Annotated in this window: 13 protein-coding genes; 9 read left to right on the top strand and 4 right to left on the bottom strand. The window is 60.9% G+C overall.

The features are described 5' to 3' along the window. Positions 1-34: 34 nt before the first annotated feature. A complete protein-coding gene (locus IM739_RS18515; RefSeq protein ID WP_237369127.1) occupies positions 35-883 on the bottom strand; it encodes a PfkB family carbohydrate kinase in 849 nt (282 codons plus the stop codon). Continuing rightward, entirely contained in the window at positions 880-1,908 is a 1,029-nt protein-coding gene (locus IM739_RS18510) for a substrate-binding domain-containing protein (protein ID WP_237371115.1), read from the bottom strand. The genes IM739_RS18515 and IM739_RS18510 overlap by 4 nt, the downstream gene beginning before the upstream one ends. A 325-nt stretch (positions 1,909-2,233) precedes the next feature. On the opposite strand from IM739_RS18510, the gene IM739_RS18505 reads away from it, so the two are divergent. Next, the gene (locus IM739_RS18505) at positions 2,234-3,019 is read left to right on the top strand and encodes a ThuA domain-containing protein (RefSeq protein WP_237369126.1); all 786 of its coding nucleotides are present in this window, start codon (positions 2,234-2,236) and stop codon (positions 3,017-3,019) included. Positions 3,020-3,027: 8 nt separating this feature from the next. Beyond that, on the top strand, positions 3,028-4,074 hold the full coding sequence (locus tag IM739_RS18500) for a Gfo/Idh/MocA family protein (protein WP_237371114.1): 1,047 nt from the start codon (positions 3,028-3,030) through the stop codon (positions 4,072-4,074). Between the two features lie 107 nt (positions 4,075-4,181). Here the strand turns inward: IM739_RS18500 and iolG are convergent, their stop codons facing one another. Beyond that, positions 4,182-5,177 (bottom strand): inositol 2-dehydrogenase, encoded by a 996-nt coding sequence (iolG, locus tag IM739_RS18495; RefSeq protein WP_237369125.1) that lies wholly within the window; start codon positions 5,175-5,177, stop codon positions 4,182-4,184. A 211-nt stretch (positions 5,178-5,388) separates the two neighbouring features. Here iolG and IM739_RS18490 point away from each other — a divergent pair, with 211 nt between their 5' ends. The 7 genes from IM739_RS18490 (at position 5,389) to IM739_RS18460 (ending at position 12,780) form a co-directional block, all read left to right on the top strand. Continuing rightward, positions 5,389-6,207 (top strand): MurR/RpiR family transcriptional regulator, encoded by an 819-nt coding sequence (locus IM739_RS18490; protein ID WP_237369124.1) that lies wholly within the window; start codon positions 5,389-5,391, stop codon positions 6,205-6,207. 136 nt (positions 6,208-6,343) lie between these two features. Further along, positions 6,344-8,284 carry a bifunctional 5-dehydro-2-deoxygluconokinase/5-dehydro-2-deoxyphosphogluconate aldolase gene (locus tag IM739_RS18485; RefSeq protein ID WP_237369123.1) on the top strand — a complete coding sequence of 647 codons (1,941 nt, stop codon included), beginning with the start codon at positions 6,344-6,346 and terminating at the stop codon, positions 8,282-8,284. Then, the gene (iolD, locus tag IM739_RS18480; protein ID WP_237369122.1) at positions 8,281-10,101 is read left to right on the top strand and encodes a 3D-(3,5/4)-trihydroxycyclohexane-1,2-dione acylhydrolase (decyclizing); all 1,821 of its coding nucleotides are present in this window, start codon (positions 8,281-8,283) and stop codon (positions 10,099-10,101) included. The genes IM739_RS18485 and iolD overlap by 4 nt, the downstream gene beginning before the upstream one ends. Before the next feature lie 2 nt (positions 10,102-10,103). Continuing rightward, a complete protein-coding gene (iolE, locus tag IM739_RS18475; protein WP_237369121.1) occupies positions 10,104-10,997 on the top strand; it encodes a myo-inosose-2 dehydratase in 894 nt (297 codons plus the stop codon). Between the two features lie 101 nt (positions 10,998-11,098). Then, positions 11,099-11,386 carry a hypothetical protein gene (locus IM739_RS18470; RefSeq protein WP_237369120.1) on the top strand — a complete coding sequence of 96 codons (288 nt, stop codon included), beginning with the start codon at positions 11,099-11,101 and terminating at the stop codon, positions 11,384-11,386. Further along, positions 11,346-12,161 carry a 5-deoxy-glucuronate isomerase gene (gene iolB, locus IM739_RS18465; RefSeq protein ID WP_237369119.1) on the top strand — a complete coding sequence of 272 codons (816 nt, stop codon included), beginning with the start codon at positions 11,346-11,348 and terminating at the stop codon, positions 12,159-12,161. Before IM739_RS18470 ends, iolB begins: the two co-directional genes overlap by 41 nt. 103 nt (positions 12,162-12,264) lie before the next feature. Then, the gene (locus tag IM739_RS18460) at positions 12,265-12,780 is read left to right on the top strand and encodes a DUF3833 family protein (RefSeq protein WP_007607612.1); all 516 of its coding nucleotides are present in this window, start codon (positions 12,265-12,267) and stop codon (positions 12,778-12,780) included. A gap of 31 nt (positions 12,781-12,811) precedes the next feature. Here IM739_RS18460 and IM739_RS18455 read toward each other — a convergent pair whose 3' ends face one another. After that, the gene (locus IM739_RS18455; RefSeq protein WP_237369118.1) at positions 12,812-14,023 is read right to left on the bottom strand and encodes a TIGR03862 family flavoprotein; all 1,212 of its coding nucleotides are present in this window, start codon (positions 14,021-14,023) and stop codon (positions 12,812-12,814) included. Positions 14,024-14,030 lie beyond the last annotated feature (7 nt).

Below are 14,030 nucleotides of genomic sequence, written 5' to 3'. Positions count from 1 at the left end.
ATGGAAGTTCCCGGCAAGGGCGCAAATAAACTTGCTATTTATTTGATTTTTCTGTGAACATCGCCTCGCGTTCCGCGAGCCACTCCGCCGTGGTGCGGCTGGCATGCAAGGCTGCATCGGTGATTTTTGCGCCATTCAGCAGACCGTTTATCAGGGCGCCGCTGAATGTGTCTCCGGCGCCGATTGTGTCGCGCACTGTGACATGGAGGGGGACCGGGATCCTGCTCTCGCTGTCGCCATCGAAAATGGAGGTCGGCTCCGGACCGTCCGTCATGACGAGATGGCGAAGCCTAGCACCGGCAAGCGCCTGTGCGTCCCGCCAGATGGCCTCGATTGACCTGCCGGGCATGTCGGCCTTGGAGCCGACGATGACATCGGCAGGGCGCGGTTCGCCGTTGCGCAGCGGCAATTGCGAGACGACCAGCGGGGCGGTGCTCAGCGACTGGCGGATGGTTTCGCAAAGATGCGGACCGTTGATGTAGAAGGCATCCGCCGTGACCGGCTCTGCCAGCGCGAATGTGCGGGCGAGACGCCGTTCGTTGGAGAGGATGGTGCGTTCTCCGGTCGGGTCGAGAAGGATGTCGGCAAAATCCGTTTCACCCTGACGTTGCGTGATCAGGCCGGTGTCGAAGCCTTGCTCGGCAAGCGCAGCAATCGCTTCCTGGCCATGGCTGTCGCTCATCAGGTTGGACAGGATGCGAACATGGTGGCCGAAATCAAGCAGGCGGCGGGCCGTGAAATAGCCGCCACCACCCAGTCGCGCCTCGCGGGAGCGCCAGGCAATTCGCCCGCCGGCGCGCAATGGCTCGGTCAGGTGCCAGATCCTGTCGTGGTTGATGTGACCGATAACGATGACGGTCTTGCCGGTCTTGGTGTCGGTCATGCAGGTAGATCCAGTGGAGCAGGCTTGCTGGAGTCTCTGAGGATCAGTTCGACCGGCCACAGTTCGCGAATCTCGACGGGGTCGCGGCCCGCCAGAATTTGCAGCAGCAGGTCCGCAATGCGGCTGCCCGCGGCGCGGATCGACGAGCGTGTGGTCGACAGGGACGGGGCCATGTTCTCTGCGGTCAGGTAGGGAAAGACGTCGTCATGGGCGATTACCGAGATGTCCGTGCCGATGCCAAGGTTCATCGAGCGTGCCGCCCGGTAGACGCCCAGGGTCGTCATCATTGAGCCGGCAACAAAGGCTGTCGGCCGTGGCTGCATGGCGAGCGCCGCGCGGGCAAGCCGAAAACCGACTTCATCGGTGAAGTTGCCATGGCCGACAATGCCGGCATCGTAAGGAATATCCCTTGCCTGCAGCGCCGAACGATAACCAAGATCGCGATGTCGGGTGAAGGTCAGGCCTTCGTTTCCATTGATCAGGGCGATCCGCCGGTGGCCTAGATCCAGCAAATGGTCGGTGGCACGGCGTATGGCGCCTTCGTTGTCGATGTCGAGCCACGCATGCGGAACATCGGTTTGCGAGCGACCGTGAACGATGAAGGGTATCTTCAACCGGTGCAGCAGGGCGATGCGCGGATCGTTCGGGCGCGGGGAGTGGATCACCATGGCGTCGACCCTGCGGCTTTCAGCCAGGCGTTTGTAGATCTGAAGCTCGTCGCGGCTGTCCTGCTCGGCCATGGGCGAAACCAGAATGTCGATGTCTTCGCGGCCCAGTCGTTCCGCCATGCCGCCCATGAATTCGGAGAATTGGTATTCCCCAGCTTGGCTCATCGCCACGCCGATGGCACCGGCGCGCCCTGTCGCCAGGCGTACCGCATTGATGTTCGGCCGATATCCAAGACGGTTGGCCTCGTCCATGACGCGTGTGCGCGTTGCTTCGCTGACCTCCGGATAGCCACTCAATGCACGACTGATCGTGGTTTGGGACAGGCCGATCTTCAGGGCGAATTCCTTGAGCTTCATTGCCTTGTTCATCGCTTCAACGGGTGGAAATTCCTGCAGCATGAATGGCAAGGTTTTGCTGGAGGAGCAAGAAGATAAAAGGGCGAAAGCGCTTTCAATAAAATTCGACATGCGTTTGTTCAAACGAGAATTGTCGTGTCCCTATTTGTCTCAATAGTGGCTATTTTTTAACAGAATGTTTTTTGACAAAGACCTGGTATTTTGCCAGTTTATCGTAGCCAAAGCGGTTTCAATTCAATGTGTGCATGGATCCGTTCGGGTGATCATACATTGTAGAGGCCAGTCAGTGCCGCAGGGATGTGGCGTGTGAAAAAGGAGAGTTTACGTGCCAATCAGAACCGTTGTCTGGGGAGAAAACATTCATGAGCTGGAGAATGCTGTCGTTCGCGGCATTTATCCCGATGGCATGCATGCGACGATTGCGGCTGCACTCAATGTCGATGGTGAGATCGAGGCCACGACCGCGACGTTGCAGGAACCGGAGCACGGTCTGCCGGTCGATCGGCTGGCCAAGACGGATGTACTGGTCTGGTGGGGACACAAGGCTCATGGCGATGTCTCCGACGAGATTGTCGAGCGGGTTGCCCGCCGCGTCTGGGAGGGAATGGGCTTGCTCGTTCTGCATTCAGGACATTTCTCCAAGCCGTTCAAGCGGTTGATGGGAACGCCCTGCGCCTTGAAATGGCGGGAGGCGGGCGAGCGGGAGCGTCTCTGGACCGTCAATCCTGGCCATCCGATCGCGGCCGGCATTCCGGAAAACTTCGTGCTCGAAAACGAGGAGATGTACGGCGAATTCTTCTCGGTGCCGGAGCCGCTTGAAACCGTGTTCATTTCCTGGTTCGCCGGCGGCGAAGTCTTCCGGTCGGGCCTGACCTGGCGGCGCGGGGCGGGCAATATCTTCTATTTCCGCCCGGGTCATGAGACCTATCCGACCTATCACGACGCGAACGCGCAGCAGGTGATCCGCAACGGGGTGAAATGGGCCTATAATCCGATGCCGCGCTATGGAGCGGTGCATGATGCGCCGAATGTTCCTGTGGAAGCAGCGCTGGAGCCGATTACAGAGCGTGGCCCGCGCCTGCATCAGGCTGGCGAGGAAGGTTACAAATGATGAAGTCGATCCGTCTGCTCGTGCTCGGCACCGGTGGCATGGCCAATACCCATGTGATGCATTTTTCCACGATCAGCGATGTTCAAATCGTTGCCGCGGTGGATGTCGATATCGCCACGGTGCGCGCATTCGCCACGCGACACGGCATTCCCAACACATTCACGTCCCTCGAGGAGGCGATCGCCTGGGGCGAGTTCGATGCGGTCACCAATGTCACGCCCGACCGCATCCACTATCCGACGACGTTGCAGCTTTTGGCGGCGGGCAAGCATGTCATGTGTGAAAAACCGCTTGCCGAAAACTATGCCAAGGCCGATGAAATGGCGGTCGCGGCAGAGAAGTCCGGCCTGGTCAACATGGTCAACCTGACCTATCGGAATGTCGCGCAGGTGCAGAAGGCACGGCAGATGGTGATCGGCGGCGAGATCGGACGGGTGCGCCACATCGAGGCCTCCTATCTGCAGAGCTGGCTGGTCTCCAAGGCTTGGGGCGACTGGGCGACGGAGAGCCAATGGCTCTGGCGTCTGTCGACCAAGCATGGCTCCAACGGCGTGCTTGGCGATGTCGGCATTCACATCCTCGACTTCGCGGGATATGGCGCCGCGACCGATATCGATCATGTCTTTGCCCGGCTGAAAACCTTCGACAAGGCCCCCGGCAACAAGATCGGCGAATATGACCTCGACGCCAATGACAGCTTCACCATGACAACCGAATTCACCAATGGTGCAATGGGCGTGATTCACGCCAGCCGTTGGGCAACCGGGCATCTGAACGAATTGCGGCTCAGGGTGCATGGCGACAAGGGTGCGCTGGAGGTGATCCACACGCCGGAAGACTCCTCGCTGCGGGCCTGCCTGCAGGACGATGTGGAAAAGGCGGTCTGGCGCGAGTTGGAGGTCGATCCGGTCGAGACCAACTACCAGAAATTCATCACGGCTATTCAGGCGGGCAATATTGCCCAGGAGCCCGGCTTTCGCCATGCCGCCAATCTGCAGAAGATCCTCGATCTGGCTATGCTGACGGAAGTTGAAAGACGGGAAATGGCGGTCTGAGCGGCCCTGGCCGGCCCAAAAACAAAACGCCGCCCGAGGAGGTTCGGGCGGCGCTTCTGTTTGGTGCAGTCAAAAAGTGACCGCGCCAAAATACTGGTCACTCGAGATCAGTAGGCAACCTTCACTGCGGTCTTTTCCTTGGCGGCCTTGATGGCAGCGTCGGCCAGCGCGAGCGCGATCAGGCCGTCTTCCGCCGACGGCGACATGGCGGTTCCCTGTTCCAGGCTGTCGATGAAGGCCGAGATTTCGGCCGCATAGGCGGCGGTGTAGCGGGTCATGAAGAAGTCATGCAGCGGCGGGCGGGTGTAGCCGTCCTTGTTGGCGACCTCGATGGAGACCGGGCGCTGGTTTTCGGCCGAGACGGAGCCCAGCGAGCCGTGCACCTCGATGCGCTGGTCGTAGCCGTAGGAGGCGCGACGCGAATTCGAGATGATCGCCTGGCGGCCGCTCTTGGTGGTCAGGATCAGCGAGGCGCTGTCGAAATCGCCGAGTTCACCGATCTTCGGGTCGACGAGCACAGCGCCCGAGGCCATCACGGTCTCGATTTCCTCGCCGAGCAGGAAGCGTGCCATGTCGAAGTCATGGATGGTCATGTCGCGGAAAATGCCGCCGGAAACCTTGATATATTCCGCCGGCGGTGCGCCCGGATCGCGGCTGGTAATCGTCACCATCTCGACCTCGCCGATCGAGCCCTTGTCGATTTCCTTGCGCACGGCCTGGAAATGCGGGTCGAAGCGTCGGTTGAAGCCGAGCATGACCTTGCCGCCGACAGCGCGCACTGTTTCCAGGCAGGCCTTAGCTCGGGCAACATCAAGATCGATCGGCTTTTCGCAGAAGATCGCCTTGCCGGCCTTGGCGAAACGCTCGATCAGGTCCGCATGGGTATTGGTCGGCGTGCAGATGATGACGGCGTCGATATCCTTGTCGGCCTCGATCTCCTCGATCGTTTTCACCGCGCAGCCGGTCTGGGCGGCGATGGCGTTTGCAGCCTCGGCAAAGGCGTCGGCGACCGCCACCAGCTTGGCGCGCTTGTCTTCCGCGATGGCTTTCGCATGTACCTTGCCGATGCGGCCGGCGCCCAGAAGTGCCAATCTCGTGACCATGTTCATTTCCTCCCTTGCACGCTCTGCCGAGGTCCATCGGCGGCGGCGTTGTTGCTGTGGCGGACCCGACTTTCGGCAGGAGCCAGCCTCGTGACTGGTCCCGACATCCATCTCCTCGATGATTATTCCAGATCCGCATTTGGAATATACGTTCTATTTTGCTAGATTGTGATATGGTTCGTGTCAAGCGTGGTTCGTGGAAAGGGCGTGAATGGAAGAGATCGGTGGGCCGGCAACGGTGAAGGCGTTCGAGGAGCGGTTGCTGGAGGTCTCCGGCAGCTTGCCAAAACGGCTTCGCCAATGCGCAGATTTTGTCGCGGCCAATCAGGATCGCATTGCCGTTTCCACTGTGGCCGAGATGGCGGAAGGGGCGGGCGTTCAGCCGTCGGCCTTCATGCGGTTTTGCCAGATCATGGGTTTTTCCGGGTTTTCCGAAATGCAGCGGCTGTTTCGCGACAGCTTCGTCGGTGGCTGGCCGGACTATTCGACGCGGCTCGACCGCCTGCGCGAAAAGGCCGAGGACAGCCCTTCGGCACTGCTCGCCGAATTCGTCGAGGCGGGCCGTCTGTCGCTGGAAAATCTCGTGAAAACCGTTGATCCGCAGGCGCTGGACAAGGCGGTGGAAACGCTTTCCTCGGCGCATATGATCCATATCGTTGGCCTTCGGAGATCTTTCCCGGTGGCAAGCTACATGGCCTACGCATTCGAAAAGATGGGTGTGCCCGCCATGTTGCACAGCGTGGTCGGGCGGCTGGAAAATCATCATGCTATCCGAGATGGCGATGCCCTTTTGGCGATCACCTTTGCGCCCTATTCGACAGAGACGATCGATCTGGTCGAGCAGGCGTCAGCTCGCGGCATTCCGGTCGTGGCGGTGACCGACACGGCGGTCAGTCCGCTGCGCCGCTTCGATGCAATTGCGCTCTCGGTTTCCGAGGTTGATTTCGGAGCCTTTCGGTCACTCTCGGCGACACTTTGCCTGGCGATCACGCTGTCGGTTGCGGTTGGGACTGCCCGACAGGATGGCTGAATATTTGTGTTGAAAGTTCTAAAAATAGAATTTATAGTCCATTTCGGAAGAGGAATTTGATCGGCATTCCATTCGAATGCGATCGGCAACGGCTGGCGAGGCATTGAGACCCCGCGACCGTCAGGGAGTTTTCAGCGTGGCAGCACTCGATCTCATCACGATCGGCCGATCATCCGTGGATTTGTACGGCGCCCAGGTGGGCGGTCGTCTGGAAGATATGGCTTCCTTCAACAAATATATCGGCGGGTCGCCGACCAATATCGCCGCCGGCACCGCGCGGCTCGGCCTGAAATCGGGTCTGATCACCCGGGTCGGCAACGAGCACATGGGGCGCTTCATCCGCGAACAGCTGGTGCGGGAAGGGGTCGATGTCCGCGGCGTGGTCACCGATCCGCAGCGCCTGACGGCACTGGTTCTTCTTGGCATTCGCGACGAACACCAGTTCCCGCTGATCTTCTACCGTGAAAACTGTGCCGACATGGCGCTCTGCGAAGACGATATCGATGTGGATTTCGTCTCCGAGGCGCGCTGCGTCTGTGTCACGGGCACGCATCTGTCCAATCCGCGCACCGAACAAGCCGTGCTCAAGGCGCTGGAAATCTCGCGCCAGCATGGCGGCCTGACGGCGCTCGACATCGATTATCGCCCCAATCTCTGGGGCCTTGCCGGCCATGGCGATGGCGAAAGCCGCTTCATCGAATCCGCCAAGGTGACCGCCAAGCTGCAGTCGACACTGCATCTGTTCAACCTGATCGTCGGCACTGAGGAAGAATTCCACATCGCCGGCGGCTCGACCGACACGATCGAGGCGCTCAGGGCCGTTCGCCAGGTGTCTCCCGCGACGCTGGTCTGCAAGCGTGGGCCGATGGGCGCGGTCGTGTTCGAGGATGCCATCCCGGACAGTCTCGACGAGGGGCAGACCGGCGAAGGCTTCCCGATCGAGGTCTTCAACGTGCTCGGGGCTGGTGACGGCTTCATGTCTGGTCTTTTGAAGGGCTGGCTGACCGGTGAGGACTGGCCGACCTCACTGAAATTTGCCAATGCCTGCGGCGCTTTCGCCGTCTCCCGCCACGGCTGCACACCCGCCTATCCGAGCTGGGAAGAGCTGCAGTATTTCTTCAGGACCGGCATCCAGAACAAGGCATTGCGCAAGGACAAGGCGCTGGAGCAGGTGCATTGGTCGACCAATCGCAAGGGCGACTGGTCGACGATGCGGGTCTTTGCCTTCGATCATCGCATGCAGCTCGAGGCCATGGCCAAGGAGGCGGGCGTCGCCGATAGCCGTATCGGCGCGTTCAAGACGCTTTGCCTGAATGCTGTGCTCAGCGTTGCGGATGGACAGGCCGGCTACGGCATTCTCTGCGACAGCCGCGTTGGCCGCGACGCGCTTTATGCCGCGAGCGGTTCAGGACTGTGGATCGGCCGTCCGGTCGAATGGCCAGGGTCGCGGCCCCTGACGCTGGAGCCGGAGATCGGCCCGGATTTCGGTGGCCTCAACGAATGGCCGGTCGAAAACGTCGTCAAGGTTCTGTGCTTCTACCATCCGGACGATACGGCCGAGATGAAGGCCGAGCAGGAAGAGACGGTTGTCCGGCTGTTTCATGCGGCGCGCCGCAACAATCTCGAATTCCTGCTCGAGATCATTCCATCGAAGGTTGGTCCGGTCGATGACCATACGGCTGCCAAGATCATCGAGCGTTTCTATGAAATCGGCGTTTATCCGGACTGGTGGAAACTCGAGCCGATGAAGACCAGGGCGTCATGGGCCAATGCCTGCGCCGCTGTCGAGCGCAATGACGCCTATACGCGCGGCATCGTCGTGCTTGGCCTCGATGCACCGCAAGCCGAACTTGAGGAAAGTTTCGCGCTTGCCGCCGGGTTCGACCTGGTCAAGGGATTTGCTGTCGGCCGAACGATCTTCGGCGATGCGGCGCGCAAGTGGCTTTCGGGCGCGATCAGCGACCAGGAGGCCGTGGAGGATATGGTGAGGCGTTATCGCAATCTCTGTGCGGTCTGGGACAAGGCCCGCGAAGGGGCCGGCAGCGGGGTAGGCGCTGCCAAGGGAGAGAAGGCATGAAAACGGTAAGACTGACGGCGGCACAGGCGCTGGTGCGCTATCTCGCCAACCAATATAACGAGCATGGCGAGGCCTATATCGCCGGTGTCTGGGCGATCTTCGGCCATGGCAATGTCGCCGGCCTCGGCGAAGCGCTGCATGGCATTCGCGACGAGCTGCAGACCTATCGCGGCCAGAACGAACAGTCGATGGCCCATGCCGCGATTGCCTATTCCAAGCAGATCGGCCGTCGCCGGGCGATGGCGGTGACGTCGTCGATCGGTCCGGGCGCGCTGAACATGGTGACGGCAGCAGCACTCGCCCATGTCAATCGCCTGCCGGTCCTGTTCATCCCCGGCGATGTGTTCGCCAATCGCGGGCCGGATCCGGTGCTGCAGCAGATCGAGGATTTCGGCGACGGCACGATGTCGGCCAATGACTGCTTCAAGCCTGTCAGCCGTTATTTCGACCGCATCACGCGTCCGGAACAATTGCTGACGGCGCTGCCGCGTGCCTTCCGCACGATGACCGATCCTGCCGATTGCGGACCTGTCACGCTTGCCTTCTGCCAGGACGTGCAGGCGGAAGCCTATGATTATCCGGAAAGCTTCTTTGCCAGGAAGGTCTGGCATCAGCGGCGCCCGGAGCCGGATGCGCAGGAATTCGAGGCGGCGATCGCAGCCCTGAAGGCGGCGAAGAACCCGATCGTCGTCGCTGGCGGCGGCGTGCACTTTTCCGGCGCGACCGAGACGCTGAAGGCTTTTGTCGAAAAGCACCAGATCCCGGTCGTCGAGACGCAGGCTGGCAAGTCTGCACTGTCCTGGGATCACAGCCTCAACTTCGGCCCGGTCGGGGTGACCGGTGCGGAAAGTGCCAATGTGGTTTCCGAGAAGGCCGATCTGGTGATCGGCGTCGGCACGCGCTTCCAGGATTTCACCACCGGTTCCTGGGCGCTGTTCAAGAACCCGAACCGCAGGATTCTGGCCCTCAACGTCCAACCCTATGACAGTGCCAAGCACGAGGCGACCCCGTTGACGGCCGATGCCAAGGTCGGGCTTGAAAAGCTCAGCAAGGCGCTTGGCGATCATCGTTACGGTGCGCCGGATAGCGGTCTCAAGGCACAGTGGTTTGCCAAGGCCGATGCGGTGACCGCCGCACCGAAGGATGGCAACGCGCTGCCGACCGACATGCAGGTGATCGGGGCCGTCCAGCGTGCCTCGCGCGACAATACCGTGGTCATGTGCGCGGCCGGCACCATGCCGGGCGAGTTGCATCAGCTGTGGAAGGCCAAGCTGCCGCTGTCCTATCACATGGAATACGGCTTCTCCTGCATGGGTTATGAAGTGGCGGGCGGTCTCGGCATCAAGATGGCAGAGCCCGATCGCGACGTTATCGTCATGGTTGGCGACGGCTCCTACATGATGATGAACTCGGAACTGGCGACGGCCGTCGGCATGGGGTTGAAGATCACGCTGGTGATCACCGACAACCGTGGCTACGGCTGCATCAACCGGCTGCAGATGGGCACCGGCGGCGCCGAATTCAACAATCTCTACGCCCACACCAACGTCAATCCGATTGCCATCGATTTTGCCGGTCATGCGGCCTCGATGGGGGCGGTGTCGCACAAGGTTTCTTCGATCGCCGAACTGGAAAGGGCGCTCGATGTAGCGCGAGACAGCACGGCAACCACGGTGATCGTCATCGACACCGACCCTTATCCGACGACCGGTGCCGGTGGTTACTGGTGGGATGTCGCCGTGCCGGAAGTCTCGGCGCGCCAGGAAGTCAACAAGGCTCGCGCGGCCTATGAAGCAGCGCTCAAGGAAAGAACGTAATCATGATCCTGTTTGGTACCAATCCGATTGCCTGGACGAATGACGATGATCGCTCGCTCGGCGCCCATATCAGCCTCGACCAGTGCCTCGACGAGACGGCCAAGATCGGTTTCGACGGCATCGAGAAGGGTCACAAGTTCCCGCAGGATCCGGCCGGCCTCAAGGCGGTTCTTGAGCCGCGTGGCCTGCGTTATGTGTCCGGCTGGCACTCACTCAACCTGCTGACCCAGTCGATCGAGGAAGAGAAGGCGGCGATGCAGCCGGCTCTCGATCTGCTCAAGGCCATGGGTTCGAAGGTCATCATCGTCTGCGAAACATCCAACGCCATTCACGGCGCTGACGACACGGCGGTCAACAATCGCCCGAAGCTCGCTGATGCTGACTGGAAGGCGTTCGGCGCCGGCGTCGAGGCGCTGGCCGAATATGCCGCCGCCCAGGGCATTGCCCTGGTCTACCATCATCACATGGGCACGATCGTCGAAAGCCCGGAAGAGATCGACAAGCTGATGGCCAATACCGGGCCGCATGCCAAGCTGCTGCTCGATACCGGCCACTGCCTGTTCGGCGGCGGCAATCCGGAAGCGCTTGCGAAAAAGTACATGAACCGCGTTGGTCATATCCACGCGAAAAATGTCCGACCGGTCATCGCCAAACAGGTGCGTGACGAAAATCTCTCCTTCCTCGAAGGCGTGCGTCGTGGCGTGTTCACGGTTCCCGGCGATAGCGAAGGCGGCGTCGATTTCCCGCCGGTGCTGAAGCTTGCGGCAGAGAACGGCTATCAGGGCTGGATCGTCATCGAAGCCGAACAGGACCCGGATGTGCGCAATCCGTTCGAATACCAGAGCCTCGGCCTCAAGTCGCTGAAGGCCATGGCCAAGGAAGCCGGTCTCAACTGAAGCCATGGCGAAGGCCGCCTGCGGGATGGCCTTCGCCTTTGACACACTGCAGGTTTGCGGAATAACTGCAGATCAGTTTTCCGCGACTTTCAGGAGCAGCCGTGCAGATCCTCGACCCGAAGCATCCGTTTTTCAAACCTCTCTGGCGGCGCATTCTGACCGTTCTTCTGCCGGCAGCCTGGGGCGGTGTTGAGCTTTATAACAATGCCATGGGCTGGGCCGTCGTGTTCCTCGGCGCTTCTGCTTTTGCGGCATACGAATTGCTGTTCATGTACGGCCACACAATAGCGAAGGCCAAGGCTGCCGAGGAGGCTGCGAAGGCCCGACAGGAAGACGAGGGAGATGACGATGACGGGCCTGCTCCGCAAACCGGTGGCCAAGACCGGTAAAGTCCATGATATCACGCCGGCCAGCGCCAATTGGGGCTATGTCGGCTTCGGGCTCTATCACCTGCGGCCCGGTGAAAGCGCATCTGAAGTGACCGGCGAGACAGAAGTCATTCTCGTTCTCGTCGAAGGCAAGGCGACGGTGTCCGGCGGGGGCAAGGATTTTGGCGAACTCGGCGACCGCATGAATGTCTTCGAAAAGAAGCCGCCGCATTGCGTCTATGTCCCGGCCGGTTCCGACTGGTCGGCGACCGCGACCACCGACTGCGTACTCGCCATCTGCACGGCGCCCGCCATGCCCGGCCGCGAAGCCCAGAAGATCGGGCCGGAGGGCATTGCCTATGTCCAGCGCGGCAAGGATGCCAATACCCGTTACATCTATCCGATCGCCATGGAGGACCGTGACGTGGCCGACAGCCTGCTGGTGACGGAAGTGTTCACCCCGTCCGGTAACTGGTCGTCCTATCCGCCGCACCGGCATGACGAGGACAATTATCCCGAGATGACCTATCTTGAGGAGACTTATTATCACCGGCTGAACCCCGCCCAGGGCTTCGGCTTCCAGCGCGTGTTCACCGAGGACGGTTCGCTGGACGAGACCATGGCGGTGTCGGATGGCGACGTGGTTCTGGTGCCGAAGGGCCATCATCCCTGCGGCGCGCCCTATGGCTACGAGATGTATTATCTCAACGTCATGGCAGGTCCCTTGCGCAAGTGGCGCTTCCAGAACCACCCGGACCACGACTGGATCTATCAGCGCGACAATCCGCCGTCCTGACAGGCGACCAGTCGGCGCGATGATATTTTGATCGCGTCACGACAAACCGGACGATGTCGGTCTGCGTACTGGATGCACATTGCACCAGTCATGGAGACGCGAAATGTCCAAGGTCGGATTTGCCCTTTTCGGTTTAGCACTGAGTTTGATGTCGTCCGCAGGCCATGCCGCGGACGCCTTCACCTTCGAGGACTATTTCACCGGACGGACGGAAGCGGTGGGATCGTTCCGGGCGATCAACGGCGTCAAGCGCAGCTTCACCGTCGACCTGACCGGCAAGTGGGATGGACGAACATTGACGTTGCGCGAGGATTTCGTTTTCGATGACGGTACGAAGGATCGCAAGACTTGGCGCTTCGTCAAGACCGGGCCTTCGACCTATTCCGGCACGCGAGAGGATGTGATCGGCGAGACCAAGGTGACGCTGAACGGGCCGGTGGCGAAGTTCAACTATCTGGTCTATCTGGATTCCGCCAAGCAGGCGAACAAGGTGCATTTCTACGACAAGATGGTCTTGCGCGAAGACGGCACGGTGCTGAATACCGCGCTTGTGACCAAATTCGGCTTCCCAGTCGCCAAGACCACGGTCGAGTTTCGCAAGCCGGGTCTGAAGAAATAGCCGATATGGAACTGAGTTTTCTGGATGCCGCTCAGTTGGCGGCGAGCCAAGCGTTGATGCCGCTTGCCGCCGCCTTGCCGGTGGCAAAACACGCAGTCAGCAGATAGCCTCCGGTCGGGGCTTCCCAATCGAGCATCTCGCCAGCGACAAATATGCCGGGCAGCGCCTTCAGCATGAAATGCGGATCGACGGCGTCCAGGGTCACGCCGCCGGCAGATGAAATCGCCTCGGCAATTGGCCGTGGCCGGGTGACCCGCAGCGGCAGGGTCTTGATCAAGCTTGCCAGGGCATCTGCCGGCAATCGGTTGGCATCGGGGTCAACCTCACGCAGCAATGCCGCCTTGACGCCGTCGAGGCCGGTTGCTTTTTTCAATCGCGTCGCAAAACTTGCCTTGGCATCCTGCCTCTCCAGATCGAGGGCAAGGCGGGCCTGCTCACGACCGGGTGCCAGATCGAGCGACAGAGCGGCTTGCCCGGTGTCGATCAGCGCATCCCGTAGCGCGGCTGCATGGGCATAAATCAAGCTACCCTCGATGCCGCCACGGCTGATGACGAATTCGCCTTGCGTGGTTCCGGCTGTCGATGTGGCCTTGACGGATTTGACCGGCGTACCCGAAAACCGGGCATCGAACATTGCGCTGAAATCGCAGTCAAAGCCGCAGTTTGCCGGCAGGAGATCGCGGATGGCGACGCCCTGTCCGCGCAGGAGTGCCACCCAGGCTGCATCCGATCCCAGCCTCGGCCAGCTCGCTCCGCCAAGCGCGAACAGCGTCGCGTCGGGCTCGATCTGGGCAGGGCCATCCGGCGTTTCGAATGTCAGGGCCCGGCCGGCAAAGCCGGTCCAGCGATGGCGGGTCAGAATGCGAATGCCTTGCGCTTCCAGCCGCTTCAGCCAGGCGCGCAGCAATGGCGAGGCTTTCATGGCCTTCGGGAAAACGCGTCCGGAGGTGCCGACGAAGGTTTCCGTGCCGAGTTCCGCTGCCCAGATGCGGATATCCTCCGGTGTCATCAGGTCCAGCGCGCTTCTCAGCCAATCGTTGGCCGCGCCAAAGCGGGTGACGAAGCGAGTATAGTCTTCGGCATGAGTGATGTTGAGCCCGGATTTTCCGGCGAGCAGAAACTTGCGCGCGACCGTCGGCATGGCATCGTAGACGGTCACGGCATGGCCTTTTCGGCTCAGCGTTTCCGCTGCCATCAAACCCGCCGGCCCGCCACCGACAATTGCGATCTGCCGCTTGCTCATGCTGGAT

The organism is Rhizobium sp. SL42 (genome assembly GCF_021729845.1).
GTDB lineage: Bacteria > Pseudomonadota > Alphaproteobacteria > Rhizobiales > Rhizobiaceae > Allorhizobium.
This window is presented reverse-complemented; position numbering and strand designations above follow the sequence as displayed.

What these genes read in the sequence shown, in the direction of transcription:
- IM739_RS18515 (WP_237369127.1), bottom strand. Translation starts at nt 883, where the DNA reads ATGACCGACACCAAGACCGGCAAGACCGTCATCGTTATCGGTCACATC.
- IM739_RS18510 (WP_237371115.1), bottom strand. Translation starts at nt 1,908, where the DNA reads ATGAAGCTCAAGGAATTCGCCCTGAAGATCGGCCTGTCCCAAACCACG.
- iolG (WP_237369125.1), bottom strand. Translation starts at nt 5,177, where the DNA reads ATGGTCACGAGATTGGCACTTCTGGGCGCCGGCCGCATCGGCAAGGTA.
- IM739_RS18490 (WP_237369124.1), top strand. Translation starts at nt 5,389, where the DNA reads ATGGAAGAGATCGGTGGGCCGGCAACGGTGAAGGCGTTCGAGGAGCGG.
- iolD (WP_237369122.1), top strand. Translation starts at nt 8,281, where the DNA reads ATGAAAACGGTAAGACTGACGGCGGCACAGGCGCTGGTGCGCTATCTC.
- iolE (WP_237369121.1), top strand. Translation starts at nt 10,104, where the DNA reads ATGATCCTGTTTGGTACCAATCCGATTGCCTGGACGAATGACGATGAT.
- iolB (WP_237369119.1), top strand. Translation starts at nt 11,346, where the DNA reads ATGACGGGCCTGCTCCGCAAACCGGTGGCCAAGACCGGTAAAGTCCAT.
- IM739_RS18460 (WP_007607612.1), top strand. Translation starts at nt 12,265, where the DNA reads ATGTCCAAGGTCGGATTTGCCCTTTTCGGTTTAGCACTGAGTTTGATG.
- IM739_RS18455 (WP_237369118.1), bottom strand. Translation starts at nt 14,023, where the DNA reads ATGAGCAAGCGGCAGATCGCAATTGTCGGTGGCGGGCCGGCGGGTTTG.